Genomic DNA, 24,072 nt, shown 5'->3' with positions numbered 1-24,072 from the left:
GGCCGGTGCTCCCTGGCGCGCCCTCCCCCCACCCTCCCCCCACGTCTGTCCCACTCCCGGAGGTATCCCCCCATGCCCCGTCCCGACGGCGCCTCCCTTCCCCTGACAGCGGCCCAGCGCGAGATCTGGCTTGCCGAGCAGAGTTCCCGGACGCCGATCCCGGGCTACCGCGTCGGCGAGTGCCTGGAGATCCACGGGCCGGTGGACCGGGAGCTGTTCGAGACCGCGCTGCGCCGGGTGGTCGGCGAGGCCGACGCCCTGCACGTGACCTTCGTCGACGGCGGCGAGGGCCCGCGCCAGGTCCTCAGGGAGAGCTGGGACTGGGCTCCGGCCCACCTCGACCTCAGCGGGGAGCCCGACCCCCGGGCGGCGGCCGTGGAATGGATGGAGCGGGACCTGCTGCGCCCGCTGGACCTCGCCCGTGACCCGCTGTTCGGCCACGCGCTGATCAAGGCGTCGCCGACGGAGTACCTCTGGTACCTGAACTACCACCACGTGGTGCTGGACGCGATCAGCAGCTCCATGCTCCGGCAGCGGGTCGGCGAGGTGTACTCGGCACTGGCCGAGGGCGGCGCCGTGCCGCCCTGCCCGTTCGGCTCGCTGCGGGACCTGGTCGACAGCGACGCCGCCTACCGCGCCTCCACCGACTTCGCCGCCGACCGCGCCTACTGGACCGGGCGCTTCGCCGACCTGCCCGCCCCGACCCGGCTCACCGACGCCTCCGCGACCGACCCGCACCGCGCCCTCCGGCTGGCCGAGGAGCGGGAACTGCGCCGCCCGGACGCCCTGCGGGCGGCGGCCGGACGTTCCGGCGTCCGGTGGTCCCGGCTGGTGGTCGCGGCGACGGCGCTCTACGCCCACCGGCTGACCGGCAACCAGGACGTGGTGCTCGCCCTGCCCGTCACCGCCCGTCGGGGCGCCGACCGCGACCTGACGGCGGTGCCGGGCACGACGTCCAACGTGGTGCCGCTGCGGCTGACGGTGCGGCCGGACATGCCGTGGCGCGAACTCGTCGCCCAGGCGGCGCGGGAGGTCGAGACGGCCGTCGCGCACGAGCGCTACCGCAGCGAGGACCTGCTGCGGGACCTAGGCGCCCCCGGCAGTATCGGGACGGCGTTCCCGCTGATCGTCAACATCATGGCCTTCAACTCCAGGCCGAGCTTCGCCGGGCACCCGGCCTCCGTGCACCACTTCGTGTCCGGGTCGACCACCGACCTCGCCGTCTGGGTCTTCGACTACCGGGACGGCAACCCGCCGCTGCTCCGGCTGCACGGCTCGCCGGAAGCGTACGGCGACGACGACCTCGCCGCGCACCAGCAGCGGCTGCTCGCCCTGTTCGACGCCGTCGCGGACTGCGACCCGGACGAGCCGGTGGGGCGGATCGAACTGCTCACCGCCGAGGAGCGCCGCGAGCTGGCGGTGCTCGGCGCCGGGCCGGTGGCGCCGGCCCCGGCCGCGAGCCTGCCGGAGCTGTTCCGGGAGCACGTCCGGGCGACTCCGGAGCTGGTCGCGCTGGTGTGCGGCGACGTCTCGCTGACCTACGCGGAACTGGACGCGCGGGCGAACCGGCTGGCGCACGCCCTGATCGCGCGGGGTGCGGGGCCGGAGCGGCTGGTGGCGGTGGCGCTGCCGCGCTCGGCGGAGCTGGTGGTGGCGATCCTCGCGGTGCTGAAGACCGGCGCGGCGTACGTTCCGGTCGACCCCGAGTACCCGGCCGCCCGGATCGCGTACCTGCTCGACGACGCGCGGCCGACGCTGGTGGTCACCGACTCCCGCAGCGGGGACCGCCTGCCGGACAGCGGTCCTGTCGACCGGCTGGTGCTCGACGCCCCTGAGACGGCCGCCCTGGTGGCGGACTGCCCGGCGGCCGACCCGATGGTGGCCGTCGACCCGGGTCACCCGGCGTACGTCATCTACACCTCCGGTTCCACCGGCAGGCCCAAGGGCGTGCTGCCGACCCACGGCGGCCTGCTCGACCTGCTCGCCGACCTCCGGCAGGTGCACTTCGCGCCGGTGCTGAAGGCGCGGCAGCGGCTGCGGGTGGCGCTGACCACCTCGGTGTCCTTCGACGCCTCCTGGAACCAGTTGCTCGCCCTGTTCGGGGGCCACGAGCTGCACGTCCTGGAGCACGCGACCTGGACCGACCCCGACGCCTTCGTCGGTTACGCGGCGCGTTGCGGACTGGACTACATCGAAGCCACCCCGTCCTATCTCCAAGTGCTCCTCTCCCACGGGCTGTTGAGCGATCCGCAGCGGCGCCCGGCACTGGTCGCGGTGGGCGGCGAGGCCGTCCCGGAGCGGCTGTGGGAGCAGCTGCGGGCGGCGGAGGGGGCATCCTGCCTCAACCTCTACGGGCCGTCCGAATGCACCGTCAACTCGGTGGTCGCACAGCTGGGTTCGAACGCACGCCCGGTGATCGGCCGGCCCGTCACCAACGCCCGGCTGTACGTGCTCGACAGCGCCCTGCGGCCGCTGCCGACCGGTGCGGCGGGTGAGCTGTACATCGCGGGCGCGGGGCTGGCCCGCGGCTACCTCGACCGGCCGGGGCTGACCGCCGGGCGGTTCGTCGCCGACCCGTCCGGGCCGAGCGGGTCGAGGATGTACCGCACCGGGGACCTGGTGCGCTGGGACGAGGCCGGGAACCTGGAGTTCCTCGGCCGCACCGACGACCAGGTCAAGATCCGCGGCTTCCGGGTCGAGCTCGGCGAGATCGAGGCCGTCCTCGCCGAGCACCCGCAGGTCGCCCGGGCCGCCGTGACGGTGCGCACCGAGGGGGAATCCCGGCTGGTCGCCTACGCGGTGCCCGAGCCCGGCGCCACCGTGACCGACACCGCCCTGCGCGACCACCTGCGGGACCGGCTGCCCCGGCAGCTGGTGCCGACCGCGTACGTGCTGCTGGACGCGCTGCCGCTGACCCCGAACGGCAAGCTCGACCGGCGGGCCCTCCCGGCGCCCGAGCGAGCGCCCGCCGCGCCGGGCCGGGCACCGCGCACCGCGACCGAACACCTGCTCGTCGGGCTGTTCGCCGAGGTGCTCGGGGTGTCCGAGCCCGGGCTGGACGACAGCTTCTTCGACCTCGGCGGGCACTCCCTGCTGGCCACCCGACTGGTCGCCCGGGTCCGCTCGATCCTCGGCGTGGAGCTGCGGCTCGGCGACCTGTTCGACGCGCCGACGGTCGCGGAACTGGCGGCGGCGGTGGACGTCGCGGGCCGGGCGCGGCCGGCCCTGCGGCGGTGCGAGCGGCCCGAGACGGTTCCGCTGTCCTTCGCGCAGCGCCGGCTGTGGTTCCTGCACCGCATGGAGGGCCCGAGCGCCACGTACAACATCCCGCTGGCGCTGCGGCTGTCCGGGAACCTGGACCAGCGGGCCCTGGAAGCCGCCCTGGCGGACGTGGTCGAACGGCACGAGAGCCTGCGCACCGTCTTCCCGGTGCTCGACGGCGTGCCCTGCCAGCGGGTGCTGGACCCGGGCGCGGCACGGCCGCGGCTGCGGGTGACCGAAGTGGGCGAGCGTGACCTGCCGGAGCGGCTGGCGGAGGCGGCCCGGCACGGCTTCGAGCTCTCCGAGGAGTCGCCGCTGCGCGCCGAACTGTTCGGGCTCGGCGCCGAGGAGCACGTGCTGCTGCTGGTGGTGCACCACATCGCCGGTGACGGCTGGTCGACGGGGCCGCTCCTGCGGGATCTGACGAGCGCCTACGCGGCCCGTGCCGAGGGGGCGAAGCCTGAGTGGTCGCCGCTGCCGGTCCAGTACGCCGACTACGCCCTCTGGCAGCGGGAACTGCTGGGCGACGGCGCGGACCCGGGCAGTCTGCTGAACAGTCAACTCGCCTACTGGCGGCATCAGTTGACGGACCTTCCCGAGCAGGTCGAGCTGCCGTTCGACCGGCCCCGGCCGGCGGCGATGTCCTACCGGGGCGCCCACCTGCCGGTGCGGATCGACGCCGAGCTGCACCAGGGCCTGCGCGTGCTCGCCCGGGACGGCGGGGCCAGCCTCTTCATGGTGCTCCAGGCCGGGCTGGCCGCCCTGCTGGGCAAGCTGGGCGCGGGCACCGACGTACCCGTGGGCACGCCGATCGCCGGACGCACCGACGAGGCCGTGGACGACCTGGTCGGCTTCTTCGTCAACACCCTGGTGCTGCGCACCGACCTCTCCGGCGACCCGTCGTTCACCGAACTGCTGGGCAGGGTGCGGGCCGGCGCGCTGGCCGCGTACGCGCACCAGGACGTGCCCTTCGAGCACCTGGTGGAGGCGCTCAACCCGACCCGGACGCTGGCGCACCACCCGCTGTTCCAGACCATGCTCGCCCTGCAGAACGCGCCGCTCGGCACGTTCGACCTGCCGGGACTGCGGGTGGCGACCGACCTGGTCCACACCGGGACGGCCAAGTGCGACCTGACCTTCATCCTGGCCGAACAGCCGGGCGAGGACGGCCTGTCGGGCGTGGTGGAGTACAGCACCGACCTGTTCGACGAGGCCACCGTGACCGGGATCGTCGAGCGGTGGCTGCGACTGCTGTGCGCCGTCGTCGCCGACCCCGGCCGGCGGATCGGCCAGGTGGACGTGCTGTCCGCCGACGAGCTCCGCGCGCTGTTCCCGGCACGCACCGACCGGAGCGAGGGGCCGTCGGAGAGCAGCCTGACCGCGCTGTTCGAGCGACAGGTACGGGCGAACCCGGCCGCCGTCGCCCTCACCGACGGCGAAGTCACCCTGACGTACGGCGAGTTGAACGCCCGCGCGAACCGGCTCGCGCACGCCCTGATCGACCGGGGGGTGGGGCCGGAGCAGCGCGTGGCGCTGGCCCTGCCGCGCTCGGCGGAGCAGGTCGTGGCGGTGCTCGCCGTGCTGAAGGCGGGCGGCGCCTACCTGCCGGTGGACCCGCAGTACCCGGCCGCCCGGATCGCCTACCTGCTCCAGGACGCCCGGCCCGCGCTCCTCGTGACCACCAGCCGGACCGGCGACCTGCCGGGCGCGGACCCGGTGGACCGGCTGCTGCTGGACACCGCCGACCTGGACGGGCTGCCGGACACCGACCCGGAGGTCTCCCTCGACCCGGGCCACCCCGCCTACGTCATCTACACCTCCGGGTCCACCGGCAACCCCAAGGGCGTGGTGGTCACGCACCGGAACGTGGTGCGGCTGTTCGGCACGACCGAGAAGCTGTTCGGCTTCTCCGCAGCGGACGTCTGGACGCTCTTCCACTCCTACGCCTTCGACTTCTCGGTGTGGGAGCTGTGGGGCCCGCTGCTGCACGGCGGCCGTCTGGTGGTCGTGGACCACGAGACCAGCCGCTCGCCCGGCCGCTTCCTGGAGCTCCTCGCCCGCGAGCGGGTGACCGTGCTCAACCAGACGCCGTCCGCGTTCTACCAGCTGATGCAGGCGGACGCGGAGGCCCCGGAGACCGGCCGCCCGCTCGCGCTGCGCACGGTGGTGTTCGGCGGTGAGGCGCTGGAGCACGCCCGGCTGGCGAGCTGGTACGAGCGGCACCCGGACGACGCGCCGCTGCTGGTCAACATGTACGGCATCACCGAGACCACGGTGCACGTCACGTATGCGGCGCTCGACCGGTCCGGCGGCGCCGTCGGCGCCGTCGGCGGGATCGGCACGGCCCTTCCGGACCTGCGGACGTACGTGCTGGACGCCCACCTGCGGCCGGTGCCCCCGGGCGTGCCCGGCGAGCTGTACGTCGCGGGTCCAGGGCCGGCGCGCGGTTACCTGAACCGGCCCGGCCTGACCGCCGGGCGCTTCGTGGCCGACCCGTTCGGACCGCCGGGATCGCGGATGTACCGCAGTGGCGACGTGGTGCGCCGCGCGGCGGACAACAGCCTGCACTACGTCGGCCGGGCCGACCAGCAGGTGAAGGTGCGCGGCTTCCGGATCGAGCTCGGCGAGATCGAGGCGGCGCTGGCCGAGCACCCCGGCGTCGCCCAGGTCGCCGTCCTGGCCCGGCAGGACCGGGCCGACGACACCCGGCTGGTCGCGTACCTGGTGCAGGCCGCGGGCGCCGTACCGAGTCCGGCCGATCTGCGTGGGCACCTGTGCGAGCGGTTGCCGGAACACATGGTGCCGTCGGCGTTCGTCGTGCTGGACACGCTGCCGCTGACCGCCAACGGCAAGCTGGACCACCGGGCCCTGCCCGCCCCCGACCTCGCCCCGACGGCAACCGCCCGCGCGCCGCGCACCCCGCAGGAGCAGGTCCTGTGCGAGCTGTTCGCCGAGGTGCTGGGCGTGGCGTCGGCCGGCGTCGAGGACGGCTTCTTCGACCTGGGCGGGCACTCGCTGCTGGCCACCCGCCTGGCCGCCCGGATCCGCGCGACGCTCGGCGTGGAAATGCCGCTGCGCACCCTGTTCGAGGCGCCGACCCCGGCCGGCCTGGCCGCCGCCCTGGTGGCGGCCGGACCGGCGCAGACCGCCCTGGCACGGCGCGAACGCCCCGAGGCGATCCCGCTGTCGTTCGCGCAGCGGCGGCTGTGGTTCCTGCACCAGTTGGAGGGCGCCGGCGCGAACTACCACATCTCCCTGGCCTGGCGGCTGTCCGGGGATCTGGACCGGCGCGCCCTGGAGTCCGCCGTGGCGGATGTGGTCGAGCGGCACGAGAGCCTGCGCACCGTCTTCCCGGCGGTCGACGGAGTGCCGTACCAGCAGGTGCTGGACGTCGAGGCATCCCGCCCGCGGCTGCTCGTCAGCCGGACCACCGAGTCCGGGCTGCCGGACGTCATGGCGGAAGCGAAGGCCCGTCGGTTCGACCTGGCGGCCGATGTGCCCCTGCGTGCCGGGCTGTTCGAGCTGGCGGCGGACGAGCACGTGTTCCAGGTGGTCCTCCACCACATCGCGGGTGACGGCTGGTCGCTGGGCCCGCTCGCGCAGGGCCTGACCACCGCCTACGCGGCGCGCCGCCGCGGCGAGGCGCCGCAGTGGGAGGAGCTGCCGGTCCAGTACGCCGACTACACCCTGTGGCAGCACGAGCTGCTCGGCGACGCGGCCGACGGGGACAGCCTGTTCGCCCGCCAGGCGGCCTACTGGACCCGGCAGCTGGCCGATCTGCCCGAGCAGCTCCAGCTGCCCGGCGACCGGCCCCGCCCGGCGGTCGCCTCGCACCGGGGCGGTTCCGTGCGTGCCGGGCTGGACGCCGAGCTGCACCGCGGGCTGCGCGAACTCGCCCGCGCCCACGGCACCAGTCTGTTCATGGTGCTCCAGGCCGGTCTTGCGGTGCTGCTGAGCAAGCTCGGCGCGGGCGACGACATCCCCGTCGGCAGCCCGGTCGCGGGCCGTACCGACCAGGCGCAGGACGAGCTGGTCGGCTACTTCGTCAACACCCTGGTGTTCCGTACCGACACCTCGGGCGATCCGACGTTCGCCGAACTGCTGGGCCGGGTCCGGGAGACCGCGCTGGCCGGGTACGCGCACCAGGACCTTCCGTTCGAGTACCTGGTCGAGGCCCTCAACCCGGTCCGGTCGCTGGCGCACCACCCGCTGTTCCAGGTCATGCTGGTGCTGCAGAACGCGCCCCGGGCCGACTTCGCGCCGTCCGGGCTGCGCGTCGGCGAGATGCCGTCGACGTCGACCACCGCCAAGCTCGACCTGATCTTCACCCTGTCCGAGCGGCACGCGCAGGACGGCTCCCCGGAGGGGATCGACGGGTCCGTCGAGTACACCGGCGACCTGTACGACCCGGCCACCGTCGAGACGATGATCGAGCGGTGGGAGCGGCTGCTCCGCGCCGTGGTCGCCGACCCGCAGCGGCGGCTCAGCCGGTTCGGCCTGCTCACCGACGGGGAGCACGGTGAGCTGACGGCGCTGGGCACCGGCCCGGCGGCCCAGGCCTTCACCGAGAGCCTGCCGGAGCTCTTCCGGGCTCAGGTGCGTGCGACTCCGGACGCCGTCGCGCTGGTGGGGCCGGAAGCATCGCTGACCTACGCGGAGTTGGACGCGCGGGCGAACCGGCTGGCGCACGCCCTGATCGCGCGGGGTGCGGGGCCGGAGCGGCTGGTGGCGGTGGCGCTGCCGCGCTCGGCCCAGCTGGTGGTGACGATCCTCGCGGTGCTGAAGACCGGCGCCGCGTACGTTCCGGTCGATCCGGAGTACCCGGCCGCGCGGATCGCGTACATGCTCGACGACACCCGACCGGTCCTGGTGGTGACCGACACCCGCACCCGGGGCCGGCTGCCGGACACCGGTCCCGCCGGATGGCTGGTGGCCGACGACCCGGAGACGACCGCGCTGGTGGTGGGGTGCCCGTCGACGGACCCTGCGGTGGCCGTCGACCCTGGCCATCCGGCCTACGTCATCTACACCTCCGGTTCCACCGGCAGGCCCAAGGGCGTGGTGGCGACGCACGGTGGCCTGTCCAACCTGTTCGCCAACCAGTGTCCGCTGGTCTTCCGGACGGGGGAGCGGGTGCGGATGGGGCTGACCACGTCGGTGTCGTTCGACGCCTCCTGCGACCAGATGTTCGCCCTGTACGCCGGCCACGAGCTGCACGTCCTGGACGAGGCGACCTGGACCGACCCGGACGCCTACCTCGAGTACGCGGCGCGGGCCGGGCTGGACACGGTCGGCGGTACCCCGTCCTACCTGCAAGTCCTCGTCGACCACGGCCTGTTGGACAACCCGCGGTGGCGTCCGTCGCTGGTCGGGCTGGGCGGGGAGACCGTTCCGGAGCAACTGTGGGAACGGTTGCGGGCGGCCGACGGGGTGTTCGCCCTGAACTACTACGGGCCGGCCGAGTGCACGGTGGACTCGACCGTCGCACCGCTGGAGTCGAGCCCGCGCCAGGTGATCGGCCGCCCGCTCGGCGGTGTCCGGTTGCACGTGCTCGACGCCGCGTTGCAGCCGGTTCCCGCGGGTGTGCCGGGTGAGCTGTACATCGCCGGTGCGGGGCTGGCGCGCGGCTACCTGAACCGGCCGGGCCTGACCGCGGGACGGTTCGTGGCGGACCCGTTCGGTCCCGGCGGTTCGCGGATGTACCGCACCGGTGACCTGGCGCGGTGGGGACCGGACGGGAACCTGGAGTTCCTCGGCCGCATCGACGACCAGGTCAAGCTCCGGGGATTCCGGATCGAGCTCGGCGAGATCGAGGCGGCGCTGGCGGAACACCCGCAGGTCGCGCAGGCCGCCGTGACCGTCCGGCAGGACCGGGCGGGGGACACCCGCCTGGCCGCCTACCTGGTGCCCGCCACCGGGGCGGAGCTCCGGCCGGAGGACCTGCGGGCGCACCTGCGCGAGCGGCTGCCCGACTACATGGTGCCGGCCGCGTTCGTCGCCCTCGACGTGCTGCCGCTGAACGCCAGCGGCAAGCTGGACCGGCGCGCCCTGCCCGAGCCCGAGTACGGGGGGTCGCGGGCCGGCCGGGCCCCGCGCACTCCTCAGGAACACGTGCTGGCCGGGCTGTTCGCAGAGGTGCTGGGCCTGCCTCGGGTCGGTGTCGACGACGACTTCTTCGACCTCGGCGGGCACTCCCTGCTGGCCACCCGGTTGGTGGCCCGGATCCGTGCGGCCCTGGGCGTGGAACTGGCGCTGCGCACCCTGTTCCAGACCCCGACGGTGGCCGGGCTGGCCGCCGGGCTGGGCGGCGCGGACCGGGCCCGGCTCGCCCTGAGGAGGGCGGAGCGGCCCGTGGGGGCACCCCCGGCCGAAGGCCGGGGGATGGTGCCGCTGTCGTCCGCTCAGCGGAGGCTGTGGTTCCTGCGCCAGCTGGAGGGCGCCGACTCGGTCTACAACATGCCGCTCGCGTGGCGGCTCTCGGGGCCACTGGACCTGGCGGCCCTGGAGGCGGCGCTGGGCGACGTCGTCGACCGGCACGAAACCCTGCGCACGGTCTTCCCGGCCGTGGACGGAGTGCCCCACCAGCAGGTGCTGGCCGCCGCGGAGGCGTGCCCGAGGCTGTCGGTCACCACGGCCGACGAGACGGTCCTGCCGGAACTGCTGGCGGGGGCCGCGGCGCGCGGATTCGACCTCGCGGCCGAACCGCCGCTGCGCGCCGAGGTGTTCGAGGTTTCGGCGGATGAGCACGTGCTGCTCCTGGTGATGCACCACATCGCCGGTGACGGCTGGTCGCTGGGCCCGCTGGCCGCCGACCTGGCCACCGCGTACGCGGCACGCCGCCAGGGCGAGGAACCGGGGTGGGCACCGCTGCCGGTGCAGTACGCCGACTACACCCTGTGGCAGCAGGAGCTGCTCGGCGACCCGGCCGACCAGGACAGCCTGTTCGCCCGCCAGCAGGCCTACTGGACCGAGCAGTTGGCCAACCTGCCGGAGCAGATCCGGCTCCCTGCCGACCGCCCTCGCCCCGCGACCCCCTCCCACTCCGGCGGCCACCTCGCGATCGAACTGGACGCCGAACTGCACGCCGGGCTGATCCGGCTGGGCCGGGAGCACGGCGCCAGCGTGTACATGGTGCTGCAGGCCGCCCTGGCATCGCTGCTGGACAAGCTCGGCGCGGGAACGGACATCCCGGTCGGCAGCCTGATCGCGGGCCGGACCGACGAGGCCCTGGACGACCTCGTCGGATTCTTCGTCAACACCCTGGTGCTCCGCACGGACACCGGTGGCGACCCGAGCTTCGCCGAGCTCCTCGGCCGGGTCCGCGAGGGCGCGCTGGCCGCGTACGCGCACCAGGACCTGCCGTTCGAGCACGTCGTCGAGGCCCTCAACCCGTCCCGGTCGCTCGCCCGTCAGCCGCTGTTCCAGGTGCTGCTCGCGCTGCAGAACGTGCCCCGCACCGAGTTCGCGCTGGACGGTCTGGCCGCTGAGATCGTCCTGGTGCGGACGCCGACGGCGATGTTCGACCTCGGCTTCCACCTGCTGGAGCGCGACGGCACCGGCGGGCCGGCCGAGGGCATCGTCGGGCGGGTCGAGTACAGCACCGACCTCTTCGACCCCGCCACGGTGGAGGCACTGGTCGCCCGCTGGCTGCGTCTGCTGGCGTCGGTGGTCGCCGAACCGGACCGGCCGCTGAGCCGGATCGACGTCCTCACCGCCGAGGAACGGCACGAGCTGCTGGTCGTACGCAACGACACCGCCTGCCCGGCTCCCGATGCCGGCCTGCCCGCTCTGTTCGAGGCGCAGGTCCGGGCGACCCCGGAGGCTCCGGCGGTGGTGTTCGAGGACACCGTGCTGGCCTACCGGGAGCTGAACCGAAGGGCCAACCGCCTGGCGCACGCGCTGATCGCGCGCGGGGTGGGGCCGGAGCAGGTCGTCGCCCTGCGGCTGCCGAGGTCGACCGAGCTGGTGGTCGCCGTCCTCGCGGTCCTCAAGACGGGTGCGGCGTACCTGCCGGTCGATCCGGACTATCCGGCCGCCCGCATCGCGTACATGCTGGACGACGCCCGGCCTGCCGTGGTGCTCGACGACCTCGCGGCCGTCACACCGGACGGGGACCTGCCGGAGCACGATCCGGCAGTCGCCGTGGACCCGCGGCACCCGGCCTACGTCATCTACACCTCGGGCTCCACCGGCCGGCCCAAGGCCGTGGTGATGCCCGCCGCCGGGCTGCTGAACCTGCTGGCGTGGCACCACAGGTCCGTCGGCGGCGAACTCGGCACGCGTACCGCGCAGTTCACCGCGATCAGTTTCGACGTCTCGGTGCAGGAGACGCTCTCCGCGCTGCTGTACGGCAAGACCCTCGTGGTGCCGACCGAGGAGCAGCGCCGCAGCGCCGAGCTGTTCGCCCGCTGGCTGGACCGGCACGGGGTCGAGGAGCTGTTCGCGCCCAACCTGGTGGTCGAGGCGCTGGCCGAGGCCGCCGAGGAGGCCGGGCTGGAACTGCCCGGCCTGCGGCTGGTCGCCCAGGCCGGTGAGGCGATGCGTCTGGGCGGTGCCGTGCGCCGCTTCCAGACCCGCCGGCCGGGCCGGGAGCTGCACAACCACTACGGGCCCGCCGAGACCCATGTGATCACCGCCTACCCGTTGCCGGCCGACCCCGCCGACTGCCCGCTGCCGGTGCCGATCGGCCGCCCGATCGCCAACTGCCAGGCATACGTGCTGGATTCGGCGCTGCGACCGGTCGCCCCCGGCGTGCTGGGTGAGCTGTACCTCGCCGGGGCGGGACTCGCCCGCGGCTACCTGAACCGGCCCGGGCTCACCGCCACGCGGTTCGTCGCCAACCCGTACGGTCCGGCCGGCGCGCTGATGTACCGAACCGGTGACCTGGTCCGCTGGCAGGCCCACGGCGAGCTGGAGTTCGCGGGCCGGGTGGACCACCAGGTGAAGATCCGCGGGTTCCGGGTCGAGCCGGGCGAGATCGAGGCCGAGCTGGCCGCGCACCCGGGTGTCGCCCAGGTCGCGGTGCTCGCCCGGGAGGACCGGCTCGTCGCGTACGTCGTCCCGCCGGCCGGGGCCGGGGCGACCGCGGCGGCGCTGGCGGCGTACCTGCGCGACCGGGTGCCGGACCACCTGGTGCCGTCCGCGTTCGTCCTGCTCGACGCGCTGCCGCTGACGCCGAACGGGAAGCTGGACCGGGCGGCGCTGCCCGCGCCCGAGCCGGGCCCGGCCGCCGGCGGCCGGGCGCCGCGCACGCCGCAGGAGCAGATCCTGTGCGAGCTGTTCGCCGAGGTGCTGGGCGTGCCGCGGGTCGGGGTCGACGACGGCTTCTTCGACCTGGGCGGGCACTCCCTGCTCGCCACCCGGCTGGTCTCGCGGGTGCGGGCGACCCTCGGGGTCGAGCTGGAACTGCGCAGCCTGTTCCGGGCGCCGACACCCGCCGGGATCGCGGCCGGGCTGCACGACGCCGGCACCGCGCGGCAGGCCCTGGTACCCCGGCCCCGCCGCGATCCGATGCCGCTGTCGTTCGCCCAGCGCCGGCTCTGGTTCCTCCAGCAGTTCGGGGCGCCGAGCGCGACCTACCACATGCCGCTCGCCCTGCGGCTGTCCGGCGACCTCGACCGGGCAGCGCTGAGCGCCGCGCTCGCGGACGTGGTGGCCCGGCACGAGACCCTGCGCACGGTCTTCCCGCACACCGCCGGAGTCCCGTACCAGCGGGTGCTGGACGCCGGCGAGGCCGCCGTCCCGCTGACCGTACGCGCGGCCGGCGAGGCGGAGGTGCCCGCCCTGCTGCGCGAGGCGGCGGTACGGGCGTTCGACCTGACCTCGGAAGTACCGCTGCGGGCGGAGCTGTTCGCGCTCGCCCCGGACGAGCACGTGCTGCTGCTGGTGATGCACCACATCGTCGGGGACGGCTGGTCCATGGGCCCGCTGGCCCGTGACCTGGCCACCGCCTACACCACCCGGCAGGGTGGCGGGGCTCCGGCATGGCCGCCGCTGCCGGTCACCTACGGCGACTACACCCTGTGGCAGCACGAGATCCTCGGCGACGAGCACGACACGGACAGCGTGTTCGCCCGCCAGGTCACCTACTGGACCGAGGCGCTGGCCGGGCTGCCCGAGCAGCTTCAGCTGCCTGCCGACCGACCGCGCCCGGCCACCATGTCGTACGGCGGCGACCTGCTGGAACTCCGGATCGACGCCGAACTGCACGCGGCACTGGTGGAGTTGGCCCGAAGTTCGGGTGCCACCCTGTTCATGGTGCTGCAGGCGGCGTTGGCGGCGCTGTACACGCGGCTGGGCGCGGGCACGGACATCCCGGTCGGGTCTCCGATCGCGGGGCGTACCGACGAGGCGCTGGACGAGCTGGTCGGGTTCTTCATCAACACGCTGGTGCTGCGCACCGACACCAGCGGTGATCCGAGTTTCGCCGAGCTGCTGGGCCGGGTGCGGGAGACGGCGCTGTCGGCGTACGCGCACCAGGACGTGCCCTTCGAGCACCTGGTGGAGGCGCTGAACCCGTCCCGCTCGCTGTCGCACCACCCGCTGTTCCAGACCGGTCTTGTCGTGCAGAACGCGCCGGGCGGCGACTTCGAGCTGCCGGGTCTCCAGGTCTCCGGGGTGACCGTACTCACCGGGACCGCGCGGCTCGACCTGACCTTCGGGTTCGCGGAGGAGCACGGGCCCGACGGCGCGCCGGCCGGGATCGGCGGTGCGGTCGAGTACAGCACCGACCTGTTCGACCGCTCGACGGTCGAGGCCCTGGTCGCCCGGTGGACCAGGCTGCTGGCCGCGGTCGCCGCCGCGCCCGACCGGCCGATCGGCGGGATCGACCTGCTGTCCGCCGAGGAGCGCCGTGAGCTGCTGCCCGCCGTCCAGGACGGGGCGGCCGGGGGGAGCCTGCCGGAGCTGTTCACGGCGCAGGTGACGGCGACGCCGGACGCGGTCGCGCTCGTCTGCGGTGATGTCGAGGTGACGTACCGTCAACTCGACGCTCGGGCGAACCGGTTCGCGCACACGCTGATCGCCCGGGGCGTCAGTCCGGAGCAGGTCGTGGCGGTGGCGTTGCCGCGGTCGGTGGAGTCGGTGGTGGCGGTCCTGGGCGTGCTGAAGGCCGGGGCCGCGTACCTGCCGGTGGATCCGGGGTACCCGGCGGCACGGATCGCGTTCATGCTGGACGACGCGCGGCCGGCCGTGGTGGTCGACGATCCGGCACTGGTGACCGAGGCTTCCGGTCTGCCGGAGACCGATCCGGATGTCGTGGTGGACGCCCGGCACCTGGCCTACGTGATCTACACCTCGGGCTCGACCGGCCGCCCGAAGGGCGTCATGGTGAGCCACACCGGCGTGTCGGGCCTGGTGGCGGCGCAGGTCGACCGGCTCGGCGTGGCGCCGGGCAGCCGGGTGCTCCAGTTCGCCTCGCCCAGCTTCGACGCGTCGTTCTGGGACCTGTGCGGCGCCCTGCTCACCGGTGCCGCCCTCGTCCTGGCCCCGGCCGAGGCCCCGCTGGAGGCCCTGACGGACCGCCGGCTCGACGTCACCCACGTGACGCTTCCGCCCTCGGCGCTGGCCGCGTTGGAGAGCTCCGACCTCACGGCCACCACCCTGGTGGTGGCCGGTGAGGCCTGCACGCCGGAGCTGGTGACCCGGTGGGCGCCGGGCCGGCGGATGATCAACGCGTACGGTCCGACGGAGACGACGGTGTGCGCGACCATGAGCGACCCGCTGTCCCCGGGGCGCGGTGTACCGCCGATCGGCCGATCGGTCGCGGGCTTCCGGGTGTACGTCCTCGACGAGCGGCTGCGCATCGTGCCGCCGGGGGTGGCGGGGGAGTTGTACGTCGCCGGCCCCGGTCTGGCGCGCGGGTACCTGAACCGGCCCGGGCTGACGGCCGGGCGGTTCGTCGCCTGCCCGTTCGGGGCCGGTGAGCGCATGTACCGCACCGGGGACGTGGTGCGCCGGCGCAACGACGGCGAGCTGGAGTACGTCGGCCGTGCCGACGACCAGGTGAAGGTGCGCGGCTTCCGGGTCGAGCCCGGGGAGGTCGAGGCGGCGCTGGCCGAGCACCCCGCCGTCGCCCAGGCCGCCGTGCTCGCCCGGGACGACCGGCTCATCGGCTACGTCGCGGCCCGTCCCGGCACGGTCGTACGTCCGGCGGAGCTGGCGGCGTACCTGCGGGACCGGCTGCCCGACTACCTGGTACCGGCTGTCTTCGTGGTGCTGGACATGCTGCCGCTGACGCCGAGCGGGAAGCTGGACCGGGCGGCGCTGCCCGCTCCCGATCGCGGCTCGGCCGAGGCCGGGCGGGCGCCGCGCACGCCGCAGGAGCAGATCCTGTGCGAGCTGTTCGCCGAGGTGCTGGGCGTGCCGCGGGTCGGGCTCGACGACGACTTCTTCGACCTGGGCGGGCACTCCCTGCTCGCCACCCGGCTGGCCGCGCGGGTGCGCTCGGTGCTCGGAGTGGAGGTGGCGCTGCGCGCGCTGTTCCAGGCGCCCACCGTGGCCGGCCTGGCCGAGGCGCTGGGCGGGGCCGGCCACGCCCGCCCGGCGCTGACCACGCACGAGCGGCCGGAGGCGGTGCCGCTGTCCTTCGCCCAGCGCCGACTCTGGTTCCTGCACCGCATGGACGGCACCGCCGCGACGTACCACATCCCGTTGGCGCTCCGGCTGACCGGGACGCTCGACCATGCGGCGCTGGACGAGGCGCTGGCCGACGTGGTGGCCCGGCACGAGAGCCTGCGGACGGTCTTCCCGGAGGTCGACGGCGTACCCTGCCAGCTCGTCCTCGACCCGGCAGAGGCCCGGCCCCGGGCGCGGCTGACCGAGGTGTCGGAGGCCGAACTGTTCGAGCGGCTCGCCGAGTTCGCACGACAGCCCTTCGACCTGGAGGCCGAAGCGCCACTGCGGGCGGAGCTGTTCGTCCTCGCGCCGGACGAGCACGTGCTGCTGCTGGTGATGCACCACATCGCCGGGGACGGCTGGTCCACCGGCCCGCTGGCCCGCGACCTGGCCGAGGCGTACGCCGCCCGGTGCGAGGGGCGCGCGCCGCAGTGGCCGGTCCTGCCGGTGCAGTACGCGGACTACACGCTGTGGCAGCGCGACCTGCTCGGCGACGCCGCCGACCCTCAGAGCCGGTTCGCCGAGCAGCTCGACTACTGGAAGCGTCAGCTGTCCGACCTGCCGGAGCTGCTCCAGCTGCCCGTCGACCGGCCGAGGCCGGCCGTCGCCGGCTGGCGCGGGGACCACGTCGGCCTGGAGCTGAGCCCCGAACTGCACGCAGCCCTGGTGGAGTTGGCCCGAAAGTCGGGCGCGAGCCTGTTCATGGTGCTGCAGGCGGCGCTGGCGGCGCTGTACACGCGGCTGGGTGCGGGCACGGACATCCCGGTCGGGTCTCCGATCGCGGGGCGTACCGACGAGGCGCTGGACGAGCTGGTCGGGTTCTTCGTGAACACGCTGGTGCTGCGCACCGACACGAGCGGTGATCCGAGTTTCGCCGAGCTGCTGGGCCGGGTGCGGGAGACGGCGCTGTCGGCGTACGCGCACCAGGACGTGCCCTTCGAGCACCTGGTGGAGGTACTCAACCCGTCCCGCTCGCTGTCCCATCACCCGCTGTTCCAGACCGTCCTGGCGGTGCAGAACGCTCCGATGGGCCGGTTCTCCCTGCCCGGCCTGGACGTCGCCACCTACGCGGTGGCCACCGGGACCGCCAAGTTCGACCTCGGTGTGAGCCTCGTCGAACAGTTCGGTCCGGACGGCAGTCCGGCGGGGATCGTCGGCGCGGTGGAGTACGCCACCGACCTGTTCGACCGCTCGACGGTCGCGGCGCTCGCCAGGCGCTGGACGCGTCTCCTGGAGGCGGTCACCGCCGACCCGGACCGGTCGATCGGACGGATCGAGCTCCTCGACGCCGACGAGCGGCACCGTTTGCTGGAGCAGGGCAACGCGACCGCCCGCGAGGTGGCGGCCGTCCCGGTGCCGCAGGCGTTCGCGGCACAGGTCGCGGCGACCCCGGACGCCCTCGCGCTGGTGTGCGGCGACGCCGAGTTGACGTACCGGCAGCTGAACGCCCGGGCGAACCGGTTCGCGCACGCGCTGATCGCCCGGGGCGTCGGGCCGGAGCAGACCGTGGCCGTGGCCCTGCCGCGCTCGGTGGAGTCCGTGGTGGCCGTCCTGGGCGTGCTGAAGGCCGGGGCCGCGTACCTGCCCGTGGATCCGGCGTACCCGCCGGCGCGGATCGCGTACATGCTGGACGACGCCCGGCCGGCCCTGATGGTCGACGACCCGGCGCTGGTGACCGAGGTGTCCGCCTGGCCGGACACCGATCCCGTGGTCGCGCTCGACGTCCGGCACCCCGCCTACGTGATCTACACCTCGGGCTCGACCGGCCGCCCCAAGGGCGTCGTGGTCGGCCACGGCGGCGTCGCGAGCCTGGTCGCCGCACAGATCGAGCGGTTCGCGATCGAACCCGACAGCCGGGTGCTCCAGTTCGCCTCGCCCAGCTTCGACGCCTCGGTGTCGGAGATCTACACCGCCCTGCTGCGCGGCGCGGCCCTGGTGCTGCCCCCGACGGCGGACCCGGTCGCCGCGCTGGCCGACCGGGACCTCGCCGTCACCCACGTGACCGTGCCCCCGTCCGTCCTCGCCGCCGTGCCGGAGGGCTCGGTGCAGGTGCCGACGCTGGTGGTGGCGGGTGAGGCGTGCCCGCCGGAACTGGTGGACCGCTGGGCGCCCGGACGCCGGATGATCAACGCGTACGGTCCGACCGAGACCACGGTGTGCGCGACCATGAGTGCCCCGCTGTCCCCGGGGACGGGCGTCCCGCCGATCGGCCGTCCGATCGCCAACACCCGGGTGTACGTGCTGGACGAGCGGCTGCGGCCGGTGCCGACGGGCGTGGCGGGGGAGCTGTACGTCGCGGGTGCGGGACTGGCGCGCGGCTACCTGAACCGGCCGGGCCTGACGGCCGGGCGGTTCGTCGCCTGCCCGTTCGGGGCCGGTGAGCGCATGTACCGCACCGGAGACCTGGTGCGCCGGCGCAACGACGGCGAGCTGGAGTACGTCGGCCGTGCCGACGACCAGGTGAAGGTGCGCGGCTTCCGGGTCGAGCCCGGCGAGGTCGAGGCGGCGCTGGCCGAGCACCCCGCCGTCGCCCGGGCCGCCGTCCTGGCCCAGGACGACCGGCTCGTCGGCTACGTCGTCCCGCACCAGGGCGAGGGCCGGGACAGTGGCCTGGAAGCGGACCACGTGGGCGAGTGGCAGGACATCTACGACGCCCTGCCCATCACCCCCGAGGAAGCCGGCTTCGGCCAGAACTTCGTCGGCTGGAACAGCAGTTACGACGCGAGCCCGATCCCGGTCGAGCAGATGCGTCAGTGGCGGGACGCCACCGTGGCCCGCATCCTGGCCCTGCGCCCCCGCCGGGTGCTGGAGGTCGGTGTCGGCACCGGACTGCTGCTCTCGCAGATCGCACCGCACTGCGAGACCTACTGGGCGACGGACTTCTCCGCCACGGCGGTCGACGCGCTGACCGCGCAGGTCGGCCGACAGGACGACCTGGCCGAGCGTGTCGTGTTGCAGACCCGCCCGGCGCACGACACCGAGGGCCTGCCGGCCGGGTGGTTCGACACCGTCGTGATCAACTCGGTGGTGCAGTACTTCCCGTCCGCCGACTACCTCGCGGACGTGATCGGGAAGCTGATGCGGCTGCTCGCCCCCGGCGGCACGCTCTTCGTCGGCGACGTCCGCAACCTGCGGCTGCTGCGCCCGCTGGCCACCGCGGTCCAGCTGCACCGCACCGGTGCCGACGGTGACCTCGCGGCGGTGCGCCGCGCGGTGGAGCAGGCCGTCAGGGTGGAGAAGGAACTCCTGGTCGACCCGGACTTCTTCACCGTCCTGCGGGAGCACGGCACGGACATCGGCGCGGTGGCCGTGGAGGTCAAGCGCGGCCGTCACCACAACGAACTGACCCGTTACCGCTACGACGTGACGCTGCACAAGGCCCCGGTCGTTCCGGCGGCCCCGGGCCGGACGGTCGAGCTGGAGTGGGGACACCGGCTCGCGGGAATGGCCGAGCTGCGCGAACTCCTCGCCCAGCCGCCCGCCGACGTGCTGCGGATCACCGGAGTGCCGAACCGTCGCGTGGTGCGGGAGGCCGCCCTTTCCCGCGCGGTGCACAACGGCGACGGCTCGCTCGCCGAACTGCTGGAGCGGCTGCACGGACCGGAGGAGAGCGAACTCCCCGACCCGGAGGACTTCCGGGCCATCGGGCTGGAGTTCGACTGCCAGGTGGGCGTCACCTGGTCGGCCACCGTGGCCGATGCCTTGGACGTCGTCTTCGCCGGCCCGCGGGCGCAGCACGGCTCCCCGGCCGAGCCGTACCGGTCGGCCCGGACCGACGGCACGCCGCTGTCGTCGCTGACCAATTGTCCGACCGGCAGCCGGGGCACCGGCGCCCTCATCGGCGAACTCCGCGAATGGCTGCGCGGGCGACTGCCCGACTACCTGATCCCGTCGGCGTTCGTGACGCTGGAGACGTTGCCGCTGACGGCCAGCGGCAAGCTCGACCGCCGCGCGCTGCCCGCGCCCGACCTGGGCCCGGCCGGAGCCGGGCGGGCGCCGCGGACCCCGCAGGAACAGCTCCTCGCCGAGCTGTTCGCCGAGGTGCTCGGCCTGGCCCAGGTCGGTGTCGAGGACAGCTTCTTCGACCTGGGCGGACACTCACTGCTGGCGACCCGCCTGGCCTCCCGCGTCCGGGCGACCCTCGGCGCGGAGCTCGAGGTCCGGACCCTGTTCGAGACGCCGACCGTGGCCGGACTGGCGGCCCGCCTCGACGGCTCCGGCACGGCCCGGCCCGCGCTGACCGCCCGGCCGCGACCCATGGGGGCACCCCCGGCCGAAGGCTGGGGGAAGGTCCCGCTGTCCTTCGCCCAACGCCGCCTGTGGTTCCTGCACCGGATGGACGGCCCGAGCGCCACCTACAACATGCCGCTCGCGCTGAGCCTGACCGGCGAACTCGACCGCCCGGCCCTGCACGCCGCGCTCGCGGACGTGATCGCCCGGCACGAGAGCCTGCGGACGGTCTTCCGCGAGACGGACGGTGTGCCGTACCAGGTCGTGCTGAGCGCTTCACAGGCGCACCCGGAGCTGCCGGTGGTCGAGCTCGACGAGAGCCGGCTGGCCGGGCGGCTGGCGCGGACGGCCCGGCGAGGCTTCGACCTGGCGGCGGAGCCGCCGGTCCGGGCGGAGCTGTACGCGCTCGCCCCCGACCGGCACGTGCTGCTGGTCGTGGTGCACCACATCGCCGCCGACGGCTGGTCTATGGGGCCGCTCTCCGGCGACCTCGCGGCCGCCTACACGGCGCGCTGCCGTGGCGAGGAGCCGCGGTGGTCCCCGCTGCCGGTGCAGTACGCCGACTACACCTGCTGGCAACGCGACCTGCTCGGCGACACCGCCGACCCGGACAGCCTGTTCGCCCGGCAACTGGCCTACTGGAAGGACGAACTGGCGGGCATTCCGCAGCAGGTGCAGCTGCCCGCCGACCGGCCCAGGCCGCCGGTGGCCTCCCAGCGGGGCAGCCGGGTCGTGGTCCGGCTGGAACCCGAACTGCACCAGGCACTGCGGGACCTGGCCGCCGAGCGCGGCGCCAGCATGTTCATGGTGCTCCAGGCCGGCCTCGCCGCGCTGCTCACCCGGCTCGGTGCCGGTACGGACATCCCCGTGGGCAGCCCGATCGCCGGCCGTACCGACCAGGCGCTGGACGACCTCGTCGGCTTCTTCGTCAACACCCTGGTGCTGCGCACCGACACGAGCGGCGATCCCGGCTTCGCCGAACTGCTCGGCCGGGTGCGGCAGAAGGCGCTCGCCGCCTACGACCACCAGGACGTGCCGTTCGAGTACCTGGTCGAGGTGGTCAACCCGGCCCGTTCGCTGTCGCACCACCCGCTGTTCCAGATCATGCTGGCCCTGCAGAACGCGCCGGTGGGCGAGTTCGCCCTGCCGGGCCTGGTGACCGGCCATCTGGAGGCGTCCACCGGGACCTCGCGGGTCGACCTGACGTTCAGCCTGGCCGAGCAGTTCCGCCCCGACGGCGACCCCGACGGCCTGGTCGGCGCGGTGGAGTACGCCACCGACCTGTTCGACCCGGCCACCGTGGAGCTGCTGTTCGAGCGCTGGGCACGGCTGCTGCGCGCGGCGGTCGCCGACCCCGGCCGGCCGATCGGCCGGATCGACATCATGTCGGGCGAGGAACGCCGCCGGCTGCTGTCCCGGTCCACCGGCGCCGCGGTCGAGCTGCCCAAGGCCGCGCTGCCGGAGCTGTTCGCCCGCCAGGTGCGCGCCACCCCGGACGCGGTGGCCGTCGTGGCGGGCGCCACCGAGCTGACCTACCGGGAACTCGACCAGCGGTCCAACCGCCTCGCACGGGCACTGATCCGCCAGGGCGTACGGCCGGAGACACCGGTCGCGGTGCTGCTGGACCGCTCGGCGGGCCTCGTCGTGGCACTCCTGGCGATCATCAAGGCGGGCGGCGCCTACGCGCCCCTCGACTCGCGCTTCCCGCAGTCCCGGATCGACCTGATCCTCCGGGAGGCCGGGGCCGCCCTGGTGCTCACCGAGGACGTGCTGACCGCGTCGATCGAGGGCGAGCCCGACGCGTCCGACATCGAAGTACGCTGCGACCAGCGGCAGTTGGCGTACGTGATGTACACCTCCGGCTCGACCGGCCGGCCCAAGGGCGTGGCCGTCACCCACCGCGACGTGGTGGGCCTCGCGCTCACCCCCGAGTACCACGGCGGCGGACACGAGCGGGTGCTGATGCACTCCCCGACCGCCTTCGACCTCTCGACCTACGAGCTGTGGGTGCCGCTGCTCAATGGCGGCCGGGTCGTGGTCGCACCGCCCGAGCGGCTCGACCTCGACCTGCTCCAGCACACGATCAGCACGCACGGCGTGACCGGACTGTGGCTGACGGCCGGCCTGTTCCGCCTGGTCGCCGAGGAGCGGCCGGCCCTGCTCGCGGGGGTCCGCGAGGTGTGGACCGGTGGTGACGTGGTCTCCCCGGCCGCCGTCGCCCGGGTGCTGGAGGTCTGCCCCGGCATCGAGGTGGTCAACGGCTACGGGCCCACCGAGGCCACGACCCTGGCCACCCGCCACCCGGTGCACAGCCTCCCCGAGAACGCCGCGACCGTGCCGATCGGCGGGCCGATGGCGAACATGCGCGCCTACGTCCTCGACGACCGCCTGCAGCCGGTGCCCACGGGCCTGGTCGGCGACCTGTACCTCGCGGGGACGGGCGTGGCCCGCGGCTACCTCGGCCGACCCGGCCTGACGGCGGAGCGCTTCACCGCCGACCCGTACGGGCCGCCCGGGAGCCGGATGTACCGCACCGGCGACCTGGCGTGGTGGCCGGCCGAGGGCACACTGGAGTTCGCCGGACGGACCGACCACCAGGTCAAGCTCCGCGGCCTGCGGATCGAGCCCGGCGAGATCGAGGCGATCCTCGCGAGCTGCCCGGGCGTCGCCCAGGCGGCCGTCGTCGCCCGCGAGGACCGGCCCGGCGACAAGCGGCTGGTGGCCTACCTGGTGCCCGCCCCCGAGGGCGCGCCCGAGGCGGGCGAGCTCTCCGGGCGACTGCGCCGTGACCTGCCCGACTACATGGTGCCGTCGGCGTTCGTCACCCTGGACACGCTGCCGTTGACCGCCAACGGCAAGCTGGACCGGGCCGCCCTGCCCGCCCCCGAGTACGGGGCGCCGGGCACCGGACGCGGCCCCCGGACGCCGCGGGAGCAGCTGCTGTGCGGCCTCTTCGCCGAGGTCCTCGGCCGGGAACAGGTGCACATCGACGACAACTTCTTCGATCTGGGCGGGCACTCGCTGCTGGCCGCCCGCCTGGCCTCCCGCGTCCGCGAGACCCTCGGCCTTGAGCTCGGCCTGCGCATGCTGTTCGAGGCGCCGACCGTGGCCGGTCTCACCGAGCGCCTGGTCATGGACGACCCCGCCGACGCGCTGGACGTGGTGCTGCCGCTGCGTTCGACCGGGACCGCTACGCCGCTGTTCTGCATCCACCCCGGCGGCGGCATCAGCTGGTCGTACAGCGGGCTCCTGAACCACATCGGTCCCCAGCACCCGGTCTACGCGATCCAGGCGCGCGGCCTGGGCCGGCCCGAACCCCTGCCGACGTCCTTCGAGGAGATGGCGGCCGACTACGCCGACCAGATCCGCAAGATCCAGCCCGAGGGCCCGTACCTGCTGCTCGGCTGGTCGGCCGGCGGGCTGATCGCCCACGCGGTCGCCTGTGAACTGCAGGCGCGCGGTGAGCGGACCGCGTTGCTGGCCATCCTCGACGCCTATCCGGTGAAGGACGTGCAGTTCGAGGAGATGCCCGTGCCCACCGAGCGGGACGTGCTCGTCGGTGTGCTCGACGTCGACCCGGACGAGCTGGGCGACCGGGAGCTGACCTACGCCGAGGTCGCCGAGGTCCTGAACCGGCGGGGCAGCGCGCTGCAGGGCCTGACGGAGCAGCAGATCGAGGTCATCGTCCACATCATGATCAACAACGCGAGGCTGGCGGTCGACTTCGTCCCCGTCGGGTTCGACGGCGACCTGCTGCTGTTCAACTCGACGATCGACCGCGACGGGGACGACGCCGGGCCCGCGACCTGGCGCCCGTACATCGCGGGCCGGATCGAATCGCACGAGATCACCACCCGGCACAACCGGATGACCGAAGCCGGCTCACTGGCCCAGATCGGACCGATCCTGGCCGCCCGCCTCGCCGAGGTCGCCGGTGACACCCCAACCCACCACCAGGAGGACTGA

The 24,072-nt window shown here is 74.2% G+C and carries 1 protein-coding gene; it reads left to right on the top strand.

Annotated features, from left to right (window positions below):
• The first annotated feature begins 72 nt into the window (after positions 1-72).
• Entirely contained in the window at positions 73-24,072 is a 24,000-nt protein-coding gene (locus tag OG485_RS05760; protein WP_328664922.1) for a non-ribosomal peptide synthase/polyketide synthase, read from the top strand.

The organism is Streptomyces sp. NBC_00328, from assembly GCF_036139655.1.
In the GTDB taxonomy this organism is placed as follows: Bacteria; Actinomycetota; Actinomycetes; order Streptomycetales; family Streptomycetaceae; genus Streptomyces.
This window is presented reverse-complemented; position numbering and strand designations above follow the sequence as displayed.

Bases quoted from the DNA above. Each gene is read 5' to 3' on its own strand.
- OG485_RS05760 (WP_328664922.1), top strand. From the start codon at position 73: ATGCCCCGTCCCGACGGCGCCTCCCTTCCCCTGACAGCGGCCCAGCGC.